We start from the raw sequence: 13,134 nt of genomic DNA on the forward strand, positions 1-13,134 counted from the left end.
AACCATGGCTTCGGTTACGCTCAACAAGGTCCAAAAGGATTACGGCTCGCTCAACGTGCTCCAGGCCGTCGACCTGGAGATCGCAGACGGCGAGTTCGTGGTGCTTGTCGGCCCATCCGGCTGCGGCAAGTCTACCTTGCTCAGGATGATCGCCGGGCTGGAGGAAGTGTCGGCGGGAGAGATCCGCATCGGCGAACGCGTCGTCAACGACGTCGCTCCCAAGGACCGCGACATCGCCATGGTGTTCCAGTCCTACGCGCTCTACCCGCACATGAACGTCGCCTCCAACATGGGCTTCAGCCTGACGCTGCGGAAGGCCGAGAAGAACGCGATCGACTCCAGGGTCAATGGTGCGGCGAACCGGCTCGGGCTCGACAAATTGCTTGCGCGCCTGCCGCGCCAGCTCTCCGGCGGCCAACGCCAGCGTGTCGCCATGGGCCGCGCCATCGTGCGCGACCCCAAGGTGTTCCTGTTCGACGAGCCGCTGTCCAATCTGGACGCAAAGCTGCGCGTGCACATGCGCACCGAGATCAAGGCGCTGCACCAGCAGCTCAAGACGACGTCGGTCTATGTCACCCACGACCAGATCGAGGCGATGACAATGGCCGATCGCATCGTCGTCATGCACGATGGCGTCGTCCAGCAGGTTGGCGCGCCGCTCGACCTCTATGATCGTCCCGCCAACGCGTTCGTTGCAGGTTTCATCGGCTCGCCGGGGATGAATTTCCTGCCCGCTACCATCAGGCGAACCGGTGGCGATGTGGCAGCCGTCCTTGCCGATGGCCAACGTCTGCCGATGTTGGCGAGCCTGCCGGTCGCCGACGGTGACGAGGTGAGCATCGGACTGAGGCCCGAGCATATGCGTGTCACTGCTGATGGCGACATCTCCGTTCAGGTCGAGGTTGTCGAGCCGCTGGGGCTGTCGACGCAGTTCTATGCCAAGCTTGCCGACCAGCAGGTCTGCGTTTTCGCCATGGGCCGGGTCGCGGTGAAGCCGGACGACACTGTTCGGCTGTCGGCAACGGCCTCCGACCTGCATGTTTTCGATCCGAAGAGCGGCCAGCGCATCGGATAAGGTGGCTACGGCGGGTACCATGAGCACCCAACTGGACAAGGCGTCGGCTGTAGCCGGCGCCTTTTTCATTTGTGCACAAATCTTCTGCGCAGCCTCCAGCAGTGCGTATTGCAACCAAGCGAGACGTAAAATTCGCTGAGATTCAACCATGGGCGGAGAGACGCATGCCAACGGCTGCAAAGCCTGCGCGCCATGATTCCCCTTGTTCGGCGAGTTGCAAAACCGGCTCACAACCGGCGCGCGCAGACATCACACCAGGTCGCGTGACTCAAGGTCAACTTGGCCGCCACGCCGCAAAAAATTTACGTGACTCTGCGGAATTTCGCAGCGCATCGACCGCTGAACTCTAACAAGTTCACCCCTGCGAAAGACAAGAATGAGGCAGATCGATGGCCGCCTTTCCGTTGAGTCATCGAGCAGCAACTGCTCGACAAAGCCGGAAAGGCAGCGGATTCGACTGTCAGCGGCGGCTTACATGGATCGGCACCGACTAGGATCAGGCCGGATTCAACTGTTGAATGATCTTGCAAGAGTACTGGATCATCTTGTGTCGATCATCCTCAATACCCGCACCATAACTTCCAGACATTGCTGTTTCGGCGCCGATGACTCTTGCCGTACAAGTACTGAAGACTCGAAGCCTTGGCCGCGTTGCCGTCATTTACACTTGGGTAATTTCTTCTGAATACGTCGAGTCAACGAGATTGCTAAATTTTTAAGTACAGGGAGGGGTTCCTGTCGGCGCTCTCGGGGAATGGAATACGCAGGCAACACATGAGCAGTTTCTAACAAACAACGTTTGAGAACCTTCTTTTAGATCTCCGTCATTTTCGAAGCAAAACACGCGCTGGCGACGCCGCCGGCGTCATCCCCTACTCACATCCTGCAAGTCTTCAGGCGCTGCGAAGCTAACGGCTTCCCAGCGATCGGCGATACTTTGCCGACGAATGAGACCTGCCGGGGCCAGGCAACCAAGTTCTACCTCTACGGCAAGGAAACGCCCAATGAGTATCACCTTCGACCCAACATCAACCTACTATGGCGCACCACCGCAGAGACGGGGCTTCTCTCCAACCAATCTCAGCATCACGCGCAAGCTGGCGCTCGCCTTCTCGGCGATCGTGCTCGTCAGCATCATCGTCGGGTTCATGATGATGCGCGCGCTCAGCACGCTGGAAGCCGCCAGCGCAGAATTGCAGGTGGCCAGCCGAGTGCTTTCCACCGTCGGCAAGGCGGAGGCGCTGCACCTCGATCGATCCAACATTGCTCGGACCTACCTGCTCAATCTGCGAGAAGACGTCGGCAAGCGCTATTACGAAACTTCGAAGAATGTCGACAAGACGATCGTCGAAGCCATGAACCTGCCGATCGATAACAAGGCCGTCATCGCTGCCGTCGAGAATTTCAGGGCTATGACGGACAACTGGCGCAACGAAGTTGGCGATCCGATGATGCAGCTTGCCAGCAACCAAGCGACTTATGCCGAGGGGCGTGAGCGTGGCTCGTCTGTTCGGGCATCGGAAGTGCAGGCCACCGTCCGCAAGGCGGTTGCCGAAATGCAGGCCGAGATCACCCGGTGGGAAGACGAAACCGCAATCATCAAGAACGACGCCATTGCAACGGCACAGTACCTGCAGCTCGGCAGCGCAGGCCTGACCATCGCCATGCTCGTGGTGATCGCGCTGTGGCTGTCGAGCCAGATCGCTTCACCGGTGAACAGCATGACGCATGCCATGCGCAGCCTGGCCGCCGGCGACCTCAAGGTTGCCATTCCGGCGGTGGGACGTGGTGACGAAGTCGGCCAGATGGCTGCCGCCGTGCAGACCTTCAAGGACGCCGCGATCGAGAAGGTGCGCCTAGAGGCAGAAGCTGCCGAAACGCGCCGTCGCGTCGAGGAAGACAACGCAGCACGCGCTGCGCAGAAGGCCGAAGAAGATCGCCAGGACCACGTCGCCATCGTGGCCCTGGGCAACGGCCTTGACGCCCTGTCGAAGGGCGACCTGATGCACCGCATCGACGCGCCGTTCCCCGACAAGCTGGTCAAGCTGCGCTCGGACTTCAATGACTCGGTCGACAAGCTGCAGCAGACGATGCTCAGCATCACCTCCTCCGTGAAGGCGATCCACGCTGGCACCGGCGAGATCTACACCGCTGCCGACGATCTGTCGCGCCGCACCGAACAGCAGGCCGCCAGCCTCGAAGAGACCGCTGCGGCGCTCGACGAGATCACCGCCACCGTCAAGAAGACGGCCGAAGGTGCAGTGCATGCTCGTGACGTCGTCTCCACAGCCAAGTCGGACGCGGAATCGAGCGGCATCGTAGTGCGCAAGGCGATTGACGCCATGGGAACGATCGAGAAGTCGTCCGAGCAGATCAGCCGCATCATCGGCGTGATCGACGAGATCGCTTTCCAGACCAACCTGCTGGCGCTCAACGCCGGTGTCGAAGCGGCGCGCGCCGGCGATGCAGGACGCGGCTTCGCCGTGGTTGCCTCGGAAGTGCGTGCACTGGCCCAGCGTTCGGCGGAAGCCGCCCGCGAGATCAAGAGCCTGATCTCTGCCTCGACGACGCAGGTCGGCGAAGGCGTGAAGCTGGTCGCCGAGACCGGCAAGGCACTGGAGCGCATCGTGCTGCAGGTCGCCGAGATCAACGCGGTCGTCACCAACATCGCGGCCAGCGCGCATGAGCAGTCGACCGGTCTCGACCAGGTCAACTCGGCGGTTAACCAGATGGACCAGGTCACGCAGCAGAACGCCGCGATGGTCGAGGAATCGACTGCCGCAAGCCACTCGCTGTCGCAGGAGACCGAAGAACTGTCGCGCCAGATCAGCACCTTCCGGCTCGGCAAGCTCTCGGTCGTCGAGTCCGGCCGCCCGACAAGCTCCAAGTCTCCGTCGCGCGCACCACGGCCCGAACTGAAGGTCGCATCCTCGAGCTTCGGTTCTTCCGCAGCCCGTGCGGTCGCCCCGTCGGCCGACGACTGGCAGGAGTTCTGAGCCAGCCATGACCACCGTGTCCGATCCATCGCAACGGATACTCGAGCTTGCAGCAGTGCTGGACTTCAGGGCGGCAGCGCCGCTGACCGAAAGCCTGCTTGCAATGCGCGGAACCGCGCTGACCATCGATGCCTCGCGCGTGGAGCGGATCGGCGGCCAATGCCTTCAGGTTCTCCTGTCGGCGCAACAAACCTGGAGCGCGGATGAAACCGCGCTCTCCTTCACCAACATGACGCCCGGCTTCGTCGAAGGCCTGCGGCTCCTGGGCTTCTCGGAAGCGGATTTCACCAGGGAGGAGATGCCGGAATGAGCGCGACCATTTTGACCGTCGATGATTCTCGCACCATGCGCGAGATGCTGAAGCTGGCGCTGACGCAAGCCGGCTACAAGGTCATCCAAGCCGAGGACGGCGTCCACGGCCTGGAGGTGCTGAAGAGCGAGACCCCACGGGTCATCGTCACCGACATCAACATGCCCAGGATGGATGGCTTCGGCTTCATCGAGCATGTGCGCGCCGACGACACCTACCGCGGCATTCCGATCCTGGTGCTGACCACCGAAAGCGATGCCGAAAAGAAGGATCGCGCCCGGCGTGCTGGCGCGACCGGCTGGATCATCAAGCCGTTCGATCCTGCCAAGCTTATCGACGCCATCCGCCGCGTGTCGGCCTGAACCGGGAGACATGTCCGTGGATGCAATGGCAGCGGTCAAGCAGACCTTCTTCCAGGAGTGCGAGGAGCAACTCGCCGAGCTGGAAACGGGCCTTCTCGCGATGGAACGCGGGGAAGCCGAATCCGACACCGTGAACGCGGTTTTCCGCGCGGTGCATTCGATCAAGGGCGGCGCCGGCGCCTTCAGCCTCGAAGACCTGGTGCAGTTCGCCCACGTCTTCGAAACCACGCTCGACCACGTCCGCAACGGCGCGCTGGAACCGACGGCCGACGTCATGGGCGTCATGCTGCGCGCCGCCGATCTCCTGGCGGATCTCGTGGCAGCGGCACGCGACGGCCTCAGCGTCGACAGCGGCCGCAGCGAGGTGCTGGTTACCGAACTCACCGCACTGAGCCCCGGTGGGGTTGGCGCCGATACCGAAGAAGAAGACGACTTGAGCGACTTCTCCTTCACGCCCGTCACCGTGGCGTTCGATTTTTCGGACGCACCTGCAGACGCCGGGCGCAGCTACACGATCACCTTCAAGCCCAGGCCCGAACTCTACGCCAAGGGCAACGAGACGGCGCTGGTGCTGCGCGAACTGGAACGCCTCGGCCAGATGGAGACCAGCTGCGATGCGAGCGCACTGCCGCAGCTCGCCGAACTCGATCCGGAGGGCGCCTATCTCGAATGGACGATCCGGCTCACCACCGAGAAGGGCGAGGACGCGATCCGCGAAGTCTTCGAATTCGTGGAATGGGACTCCAGCCTGACCATCCAGGCCTCCGACGCCGATGCCGATGTTGACTCCGGGGCCGGCTCGACCGAAGACGCATTCGCTGCCCTGCTCCGCTCCATCCAAGGAGATGAAACGGCTCTTCCGACAGCGACGGCCGAGATCATCCCGCTGCCGCTGGCTGAAGAACGCGAGGCTGTTGTTGAAGTCGAGGCGCAGCCGGCCAAGGCATCTGCGGCACGCAACGGCTCAGGCGGCGCCAATGCCAATGCGAATGCCGCCGCCCCGCAGACCATCCGCGCCGATCTCGAGCGTGTCGACCGGCTGATCGATCTGGTCGGCGAACTCGTCATCAACCAGGCGATGCTGTCGCAGCGCGTCATGGAAGCTGGGCACGTTCCTGGGTCCGCCGTGGCCCTTGGCCTCGACGAGCTGGAGCACCTGACGCGCGAGATCCAGGACTGCGTCATGGCCATCCGCGCCCAGGCGGTAAAGTCGGTGTTCCAGCGCATTCCGCGCCTGGTGCGCGAAGTCGCCAGTATGACCGGCAAGCAGGTGCGCCTGATCACCGACGGCGAAGGCACCGAGGTCGACAAGACGGTGATCGACCGTCTCAACGACCCGCTGACCCACATGATCCGCAACGCCATCGACCACGGACTGGAAAAGCCCGAGGTGCGCATCGCCGCCGGCAAGCCGGCCGAAGGCGTGGTTCGCCTGTCGGCGATGCACCGCTCGGGCCGCATCGTCATCGAGGTTGCCGATGACGGCGCCGGCATCAACCGCGCTCGCGTCAAGGCAATTGCCGCCGAGAAGGGCCTGATCGCTGCCGACGCTGCGCTGTCCGACGAGGAGATCGACAACCTGATCTTCCTGCCGGGCTTCTCCACGGCGTCCGAAGTGTCGAACATCTCCGGCCGCGGCGTCGGCATGGATGTGGTCAAACGCTCGATCCAGGGCCTTGGCGGTCGACTGTCGATCACCTCGCGCCCCGGCAAGGGCTCGACCTTCACCATGAGCCTGCCGCTGACGCTCGCCGTGCTCGACGGTATGGTGGTGACGGTCGCCGACCAGACATTGGTGGTGCCGTTGACGGCGATCATCGAGACCCTGCAGCCCAAACCAGCCGATGTGCACGGCCTCGGCGGTGGCGCCCGGGTCATTGCGATCCGCGATACCTTCACGCCGCTGATCGACGTCGGCCGCGAGCTCGGCTTCCGCAACACCGCCACCGATCCGCTGGTGGCCGTGGCGATCCTGGTTGAGACCGAAGGCGGCCGCCGCAGCGCCCTACTCGTCGATACGATCCAGGGCCAGCGCCAGGTCGTCATCAAGAGCCTGGAGTCCAACTACAGGCATGTGCCGGGCATCGCCGCCGCAACCATCCTCGGCGATGGCCGCGTCGCCCTCATCATCGATGTCGACACCGTGATCGCCAATTCGCAGTCCGACGCGACCATTCTTGAACCCGTTCTTGCAGCAGCAGGGTGATGCCATGATCAAACACGACAACAGCAGCCGCGAGCTCATCGCGTTCCGTATCGGCGAGCAGGAATTCTGCGTCGACATCATGTCGGTGCGCGAGATCAGGGGTTGGGCACCGGCAACGGTGTTGCCGAAGTCGCCACCCTATGTCCGCGGCGTCATCAACCTGCGCGGCGCGATCCTGCCTATCGTCGATCTCGCCGCCCGCCTCGGCTTTCAGCCGCCGGAACCTACAGTGCGCCATGTCATCATGGTGGCGCAGGTCGGCACCCAGGTTGTGGGGCTGCTGGTCGATGCGGTGTCCGACATCCTGTCGGTCACTGACGATGCCATCAAGCCGACACCGGATGTCGCCTCCGACATGGCCAAGACCTTCGTGCGCGGCGTTTTGGCCATCGAAGGCCGCATGATCAGCCTGATCGCGCTCGACAACGTCCTGCCGACGCTTGAGCCGATCGCGGCATGACCACGCTGCAAATCGACAAGCCGCGCAATCAGCGCCAGAGCCTAGTCGCCGGTGAGTTCGTGCTCACCGGCGAGGACATGCGGCAGATCGCGCAGATGCTGCATGCCGACGCCGGCATTCATCTCACCGAGGCCAAGGCGGCACTCGTCTACTCCCGGCTGTCGAAGCGGCTGCGGGCGCTCGGGCTCGAAAGCTTCCGCGACTACTGCGCCCTCATCGCCTCGCGCGAAGGCCTCGACGAGCGCCAGAAGATGCTGGCGGCTTTGACCACCAACGTCACCAACTTCTTCCGCGAGCCGCACCATTTCGAGCATCTGGCAAAGCAGGTGCTGCCACCGCTTCTCGATGCGGCGCGGCGCGGCGGCCGGGTCAGGATCTGGTCGGCGGCATGCTCCAATGGTGCCGAGCCCTACTCGATCGCGTTGACCATCCTGTCGCTGATGCCCGAGGCCGCCAACTACGACATCAGGGTTCTGGCGACCGACATCGACCCCAACATGGTCGCGTTCGGCCGCGAGGGCATCTACAGCGAGGCAGCACTTCGGCCGGTGCCGCCGGATCTGCGCCGGCGCTGGTTCACGCCGGTGCGCTCGGGCGACAGCACCTGCTTCAGCGCCGCCGACGAGATGCGCACGATCGTTGCCTTCCGCGAGCTCAACCTCATCGGCGCATGGCCGATGAAGGGGCGCTTCCAGGCGATCTACTGCCGCAACGTCGTCATCTATTTCGAAGAAGCGACCCAGTCGAAGATCTGGAGCCGTTTCGTGCCGCTGCTGACGGCAGGCGGCACGCTCTACATCGGCCATTCCGAGCGTGTCTCGGGGCCTGCCATGGCTGATTTCCAGCCCGAGGGCATCACCACCTACAAGCTGCGCGAGGGCGCCGCATGAAGCCGGTTCGCGTTCTCATCGTCGACGATTCCGCCACCATGCGCACGCTGCTATCGGCAGTGCTGCGCCTGGACCCGGCCATCGAGGTCGTCGGCCATGCCGCCGACCCGCTGGAAGCACGCACCAAGATCAAGGAGCTCAATCCCGACGTCATCACGCTCGATGTCGAGATGCCCAACATGAACGGGCTCGAATTCCTCGAAAAGATCATGCGGCTCAGACCAATGCCCGTGATCATGGTGTCGAGCCTGACCAGCCGCGATGCCACGGCCACGATCACCGCGCTGGAGATCGGCGCCTTCGACTGCATTTCCAAGGCCTCGTTCAGCGACGACCGGGCGTTCGGCGCGTTGCAGGCGACGGTGAAGGCAGCGGCACGCGCCCAGATCCGGCCGTTGGCCATGAACATGCACCAGGCCGGCGGACAGCACGAGCAACCGGCCGCGAATGCCGACTATGTGCCCAACGGCAAGATCGTTGCGATCGGCTCGTCGACCGGCGGCGTCGAGGCACTGATTGCGGTGCTGTCGCAGTTCCCCGAGAACTGCCCGCCCACCGTCATCACCCAGCATATGCCGGGGGCCTTCACCAAGAGCTTTGCCGAGCGCCTCAACCGCATGTCGCGGCCGCGCGTCAGCGAGGCCGTCGATGGCGCGCCGCTGACGACAGGGCATGTCTATCTCGCCCCTGGCGGCGCCACGCATCTCGAGATCTCGGGGCCTGGCCAGTTGCGCTGCCGGTTGCGCAGCACCGATCCGGTCAACGGCCACCGGCCGTCGGTCGACGTGCTGTTTGCCTCGGTCGCCAGGGCGACGGGTTCCAAATCAGTCGGTGCCATCCTGACCGGCATGGGCCGCGACGGCGCTGCCGGACTGCTGCAGATGCGCCAGGCCGGGGCCGGCACGCTCGGCCAGGACGAGGCGACCAGCCTTGTCTACGGCATGCCCAGGGTCGCCTTCGAAGTCGGCGCGGTCGAGCGGCAAGCGCCGCTGGACAAGATCGCCTCCCACATCCTTGCGCTGACGCGCTCGAATTCCAATGGAGTAAAAAATGTCCTTCCTCGAACACTTTAAGGTCCTCGTGGTCGACGATACGACGACCAGCCGCATGCTCATCACCGACGCGCTGCAGGAGATGGGCATCCGCAAGATCGCCATTGCCAAGGACGGCGAGCAGGCATTGCGCATGATGATGGAGCAGCCCTGCCATATGGTCATTTCCGACTTCAACATGCCCAAGCTCGATGGGCTGCAGCTGCTGAAGGCGATCCGCTCCTACGGCCCGACCCGAGCCACCCCGTTCATCCTGCTCACCGGCAAGGGCGATCGCCAGCTGCTGGAAGCCGCCGTCGCACTCGGCGTCAACAACTTCCTGACCAAGCCGTTCACCATACCGGCGCTCAAGAAGGCCATCGAAGCAATCGTCGGGATCCTTAAGTGACACTGGTCACCCAAAACCACCGCATCACTGTCATGCGCGGCGAGTACCACGTGGTCGATCGGGAGGAAGTCGTGCTGACGACCATTCTGGGGTCCTGTGTTGCCGCCTGCATCCGCGATCCCTTTGCCCGGACTGGGGGCATGAACCATTTCCTGCTGCCCGGAAACAATGGACGCTCGTCGCTCGACGCCCAGAGCTACGGCGTCCACCTGATGGAACTGCTGGTCAACGGGCTGCTGCAGCGTGGCGCGCATCGCCACCGGCTGGAGGCCAAGCTGTTCGGCGGCGCCCGTACCATCGAGGGCCTTTCGGACATCGGCGCGATGAACGGTGAGTTTGCCGAGACGTTCCTGCGCAACGAAGGCATCAGCATCGTTGGCGGCGATCTCGGTGGAGATCGCGGCCGCCGCGTCGAATACTGGCCGCTGTCCGGCCGCGCCCGCCAGGTCATGCTCTCCGGCGACAAGGGTTTCGTTGCCCCGGTTCCGCCCAAGCAGCCGCCGGTTGCGCCAACTGGCGGTTCCGTCGAGTTCTTCTGATTTTTCGAAAGGCCGTCCGCCATGCCCTCGCGAGCCAGTGCACTTTGCCACGAAACTTCCTGCCATGAGCCCAATACGCCCGTGTCCGAGCTGCTCGGACGGATCAGCATCGAGTTGAGTGACATCGCAGCACAAGTGGAACGGCTTCATCCGCTGGTTTCCGCCCAGAGCGGGCAGCCCGCGACCAGCGACGCGCTTTATGCACAGGCGCTGCAGAGCTTCGATCACATCGAACAGAAATTGCGCTGCTTAGCAGGATATCTCAACGGTCTCGGCGCGGCCACAGCCCCGGGCTGGCAGCTCGATCCCCAGGCGGCACTGGCCGCGATCACGCTTTCGGACCTAGCATCGCGCCTGGCAGGTGAGAATTCCGCGCCGCAGAGCAGCGCCCCAGCGGGCGATTTCGAGCTGTTCTAGCTGCGACAGGCAGGGCCAACTGGGCCTGATCCCTGCGACCCTTCGCCCACCTCGACCAGACAGCCCTTCTCAGGCCGGCGCTATGGCTGATACCCTTGCCCCGATAAGCGTTATGCGCTCTGTCGGCACGGTGCCGCCTGTGCGAAATGTATTTGCATGTCTGGGGCGAATGGATGACGACAAGGCCGCTGCGGCTCTTCCAGATCATGATCACCGACGGCGACCAGCCATCCGCGGCAACCACCGACACCTTCGCCCGCAACGTCGAGTCGTTCAGGTCGACTTACCCCAACGCCGAGTACCGGCGCTACGGCAATGACGAGCTGGTTGCCTTTCTCGCCGAGAACTATCCCGAGCCGGTACTGCGGGCCTACCGCGCGCTGACGCCCTACGCGTTCAAGGCCGATCTCGCGCGCTACTGCCTGCTTCACACCTATGGCGGGCTCTATTCCGACCTGTCTTATCTTCACCTTCGCCCGATCGAGATTGGCAGCTGCAGCGAGATGGTGGTTTTCCGCGATATTGCCGGCCATCCGTCCTGGGCTGTGAGCAATGGCGTCATCTATGCCGAAGCCGGAAGTCCGGTGCTCGAGCGCGCGATCACCCGTGTCGTCAAACATTTCAACGCCCGCTTCTACGGTCATTCATCGCTTGAGCCGACCGGCCCCTACATGTTCGGTCGCGTCCTGGCCGAGACATTAGATTGGACCTCGATCATTTTCGGCGATTCGCAGCGCCTGAACATCGACCGCACCGGCAGGGTCAACATCGTCAAGGTGATGCCCTCGGGCGAGATCGTGGCCATCCGCAACAAGACAGCGGAAGGCGAGTTCAGCGATCTGGTATCGTCAGGGGGAAACAACTACAACCACCTGTGGGCCCAAAGGCGGATCTGGGGCGAGCCTGATACACGCGGCGTGATCGAGCGTCTGCGCTCTGATCTCAAGGCGAGACGGGTGCGCAAGCGTCGGTCCCGATGACAGGGCGGGGAATGGATTTACATGGATCTGAAACTGGCCAGCCAAGGCGTGGAGCATGGCTTTTGCGTTCTGCCGTCGGTCTTCGACAACGCTGAAATCGAGGCATTTCGCTCTGCTTGCGTCAACAATCTCGGCTGCATGGGACAGACGCGCGACGTCACGCATTCATACCATCTTGCCGGCTTTCACCGCTTTCCGTCCCTGGCGAAGATCCATGCCAGGATCGTGACCGACGACACCATCAACCGGTTCCTGGCGGCCTATTACGGCAGCAGCCCGTATTTCGCTCTTGGCCTGAGCGACATTACCGTCAACCGCTCCCAGCACTGGCACACCGATCTGCTGCGCGGCCGTTACAGCGAGTTTCTCAAGGACTGCGATCCCTGGGCGGAGGCCATGGGAAGCCTCAAGGCGCTGGTCTATCTCCAAGGCGGCGCCAGCCTGCGGATCTTACCGCGCTCGCATCTTTCGCCGACACCGCTGGACGACAGCTTGCTCCACACACTTGCGGAAACCGCCCCGGGCGTCGTTCGCGTTGAAGTCAAGGCCGGCGACGTCGTGATGATGGATATCCGTGCGCTGCACCGAGGCTCGACGGACGCGGATATGCGCAACCCTGCACTCGCACAAATGCCAAAGATCCTGGTGTCGACGGTCTTTGGTCCGGTCAATTCAGACCTAGCCCGGGCAATGCAGGTAGGAAACGCGCATCGCATGGCCGACTGGGATAGACGGTTCCTGGCCTGAGCCAAGCCCCAGGTCTTCCGCTGCGGTTTCAATTCGAACCGTCACTGGGATCCAGATAGCCAAACAGCCCATCGGTTGAGTGAACGGGCTGTTTTGTTGTTTTTGGCCTGGCTGTTGCCCTTGTTTAGGGGGGCTTCAGATCGAAGCGTCACCAGCCTCCAAACAGGCCCCGCTTTGAGGCGGGGCTATTTTGTTGATGGTGGTTTTGATGCCAGGCTTTGAGCTTCTTGTCGGTGATGACGATGAGCTACCATGGCCAGGGAAGCGGAGCTTGTTGGCAGCGCTCGAGCTCGGAGTGTTTGGCAGGATTGGGTGTCGGTTAGCGGCTTTGGCTTTTTTGCCGTGCTTTGTCGGCTGATGGCTGATTGCGGGCGGCTTCTGCGGTTTCGGCTCGGCGGGCACTGGCATCCAGATAGCAAAAAGCCCGCACGCGGCGGGCTTTTGTGTATTTGGTTGGTGGGCCAGGATTTGGTTTTTTTGTCCCGCTTCGTCGGCTTTGCCTCCTTGCGGGCCCCTGATGCGGTTTCAGATCGACCGTCACCAGCATGTAAATACACAAAAGCCCCGCTTGTGGCGGGGCTTTTGTGTATTTGGTTGCGGGGACAGGATTTGAACCTGTGACCTTCAGGTTATGAGCCTGACGAGCTACCGGGCTGCTCCACCCCGCGCCACCGGACTTTTGCCTGAGGCAAAATGTCCTTTTTCAACGCTT

The 13,134-nt window shown here is 62.9% G+C and carries 13 protein-coding genes and 1 tRNA gene; 13 read left to right on the forward strand and 1 reads right to left on the reverse strand.

Features of this window, described 5'->3' with window-relative positions; all coding sequences use genetic code 11:
• The first annotated feature begins 4 nt into the window (after positions 1–4).
• The 13 genes from IHE39_RS20295 to IHE39_RS20355 all read left to right on the forward strand — a co-directional run bounded on the left by IHE39_RS20295 (position 5) and on the right by IHE39_RS20355 (position 12,422).
• Positions 5–1,075 (forward strand): ABC transporter ATP-binding protein, encoded by a 1,071-nt coding sequence (locus IHE39_RS20295; protein WP_184770143.1) that lies wholly within the window; start codon positions 5–7, stop codon positions 1,073–1,075.
• Positions 1,076–2,079: 1,004 nt separating this feature from the next.
• The gene (locus IHE39_RS20300) at positions 2,080–4,071 is read left to right on the forward strand and encodes a methyl-accepting chemotaxis protein (RefSeq protein ID WP_246470944.1); all 1,992 of its coding nucleotides are present in this window, start codon (positions 2,080–2,082) and stop codon (positions 4,069–4,071) included.
• 7 nt (positions 4,072–4,078) lie between these two features.
• Entirely contained in the window at positions 4,079–4,381 is a 303-nt protein-coding gene (locus tag IHE39_RS20305; RefSeq protein WP_184770142.1) for an STAS domain-containing protein, read from the forward strand.
• Positions 4,378–4,743: a response regulator gene (locus IHE39_RS20310; RefSeq protein WP_184770141.1), complete on the forward strand. Its 366-nt coding sequence runs from the start codon at positions 4,378–4,380 to the stop codon at positions 4,741–4,743. Before IHE39_RS20305 ends, IHE39_RS20310 begins: the two co-directional genes overlap by 4 nt.
• Before the next feature lie 25 nt (positions 4,744–4,768).
• Positions 4,769–6,949 carry a chemotaxis protein CheA gene (locus IHE39_RS20315; protein WP_210327648.1) on the forward strand — a complete coding sequence of 727 codons (2,181 nt, stop codon included), beginning with the start codon at positions 4,769–4,771 and terminating at the stop codon, positions 6,947–6,949.
• A 4-nt stretch (positions 6,950–6,953) separates the two neighbouring features.
• Complete coding sequence (locus IHE39_RS20320) at positions 6,954–7,409, forward strand: chemotaxis protein CheW (protein WP_192567754.1); 456 nt, start codon at positions 6,954–6,956, stop codon at positions 7,407–7,409.
• Positions 7,406–8,299 (forward strand): CheR family methyltransferase, encoded by an 894-nt coding sequence (locus IHE39_RS20325; RefSeq protein WP_184770138.1) that lies wholly within the window; start codon positions 7,406–7,408, stop codon positions 8,297–8,299. Before IHE39_RS20320 ends, IHE39_RS20325 begins: the two co-directional genes overlap by 4 nt.
• Positions 8,296–9,372 (forward strand): protein-glutamate methylesterase/protein-glutamine glutaminase, encoded by a 1,077-nt coding sequence (locus IHE39_RS20330; protein WP_184770137.1) that lies wholly within the window; start codon positions 8,296–8,298, stop codon positions 9,370–9,372. The genes IHE39_RS20325 and IHE39_RS20330 overlap by 4 nt, the downstream gene beginning before the upstream one ends.
• The gene (locus tag IHE39_RS20335; RefSeq protein WP_184770136.1) at positions 9,350–9,739 is read left to right on the forward strand and encodes a response regulator; all 390 of its coding nucleotides are present in this window, start codon (positions 9,350–9,352) and stop codon (positions 9,737–9,739) included. The genes IHE39_RS20330 and IHE39_RS20335 overlap by 23 nt, the downstream gene beginning before the upstream one ends.
• A 32-nt stretch (positions 9,740–9,771) precedes the next feature.
• Positions 9,772–10,278: a chemotaxis protein CheD gene (locus IHE39_RS20340; protein WP_192567771.1), complete on the forward strand. Its 507-nt coding sequence runs from the start codon at positions 9,772–9,774 to the stop codon at positions 10,276–10,278.
• Positions 10,279–10,359: 81 nt separating this feature from the next.
• Positions 10,360–10,695, forward strand: coding sequence for a DUF8776 family protein (locus IHE39_RS20345; RefSeq protein WP_192567755.1), 336 nt, complete (start codon positions 10,360–10,362; stop codon positions 10,693–10,695).
• A gap of 173 nt (positions 10,696–10,868) precedes the next feature.
• Positions 10,869–11,675, forward strand: a complete 807-nt coding sequence (locus IHE39_RS20350; protein ID WP_192567756.1) for a glycosyltransferase family 32 protein — start codon at positions 10,869–10,871, stop codon at positions 11,673–11,675.
• A 21-nt stretch (positions 11,676–11,696) separates the two neighbouring features.
• Positions 11,697–12,422: a phytanoyl-CoA dioxygenase family protein gene (locus IHE39_RS20355; RefSeq protein ID WP_192567757.1), complete on the forward strand. Its 726-nt coding sequence runs from the start codon at positions 11,697–11,699 to the stop codon at positions 12,420–12,422.
• 591 nt (positions 12,423–13,013) lie between these two features.
• On the opposite strand, the gene IHE39_RS20360 is transcribed toward IHE39_RS20355, so the two are convergent.
• Positions 13,014–13,090: transfer RNA gene (locus tag IHE39_RS20360), tRNA-Met, on the reverse strand.
• Positions 13,091–13,134: the final 44 nt, after the last annotated feature.

Origin of the sequence: Aminobacter carboxidus (genome assembly GCF_014863355.1) — a bacterium.
GTDB classification, from domain to species: domain Bacteria; phylum Pseudomonadota; class Alphaproteobacteria; order Rhizobiales; family Rhizobiaceae; genus Aminobacter; species Aminobacter carboxidus.

Coding starts and splice junctions, on each gene's coding strand:
- IHE39_RS20340 (WP_192567771.1), top strand. CDS start 9,772: ATGCGCGGCGAGTACCACGTGGTCGATCGGGAGGAAGTCGTGCTGACG.
- IHE39_RS20335 (WP_184770136.1), top strand. CDS start 9,350: ATGTCCTTCCTCGAACACTTTAAGGTCCTCGTGGTCGACGATACGACG.
- IHE39_RS20325 (WP_184770138.1), top strand. CDS start 7,406: ATGACCACGCTGCAAATCGACAAGCCGCGCAATCAGCGCCAGAGCCTA.
- IHE39_RS20350 (WP_192567756.1), top strand. CDS start 10,869: ATGACGACAAGGCCGCTGCGGCTCTTCCAGATCATGATCACCGACGGC.
- IHE39_RS20295 (WP_184770143.1), top strand. CDS start 5: ATGGCTTCGGTTACGCTCAACAAGGTCCAAAAGGATTACGGCTCGCTC.
- IHE39_RS20300 (WP_246470944.1), top strand. CDS start 2,080: ATGAGTATCACCTTCGACCCAACATCAACCTACTATGGCGCACCACCG.
- IHE39_RS20330 (WP_184770137.1), top strand. CDS start 8,296: ATGAAGCCGGTTCGCGTTCTCATCGTCGACGATTCCGCCACCATGCGC.
- IHE39_RS20355 (WP_192567757.1), top strand. CDS start 11,697: ATGGATCTGAAACTGGCCAGCCAAGGCGTGGAGCATGGCTTTTGCGTT.
- IHE39_RS20320 (WP_192567754.1), top strand. CDS start 6,954: ATGATCAAACACGACAACAGCAGCCGCGAGCTCATCGCGTTCCGTATC.
- IHE39_RS20310 (WP_184770141.1), top strand. CDS start 4,378: ATGAGCGCGACCATTTTGACCGTCGATGATTCTCGCACCATGCGCGAG.
- IHE39_RS20315 (WP_210327648.1), top strand. CDS start 4,769: ATGGCAGCGGTCAAGCAGACCTTCTTCCAGGAGTGCGAGGAGCAACTC.
- IHE39_RS20305 (WP_184770142.1), top strand. CDS start 4,079: ATGACCACCGTGTCCGATCCATCGCAACGGATACTCGAGCTTGCAGCA.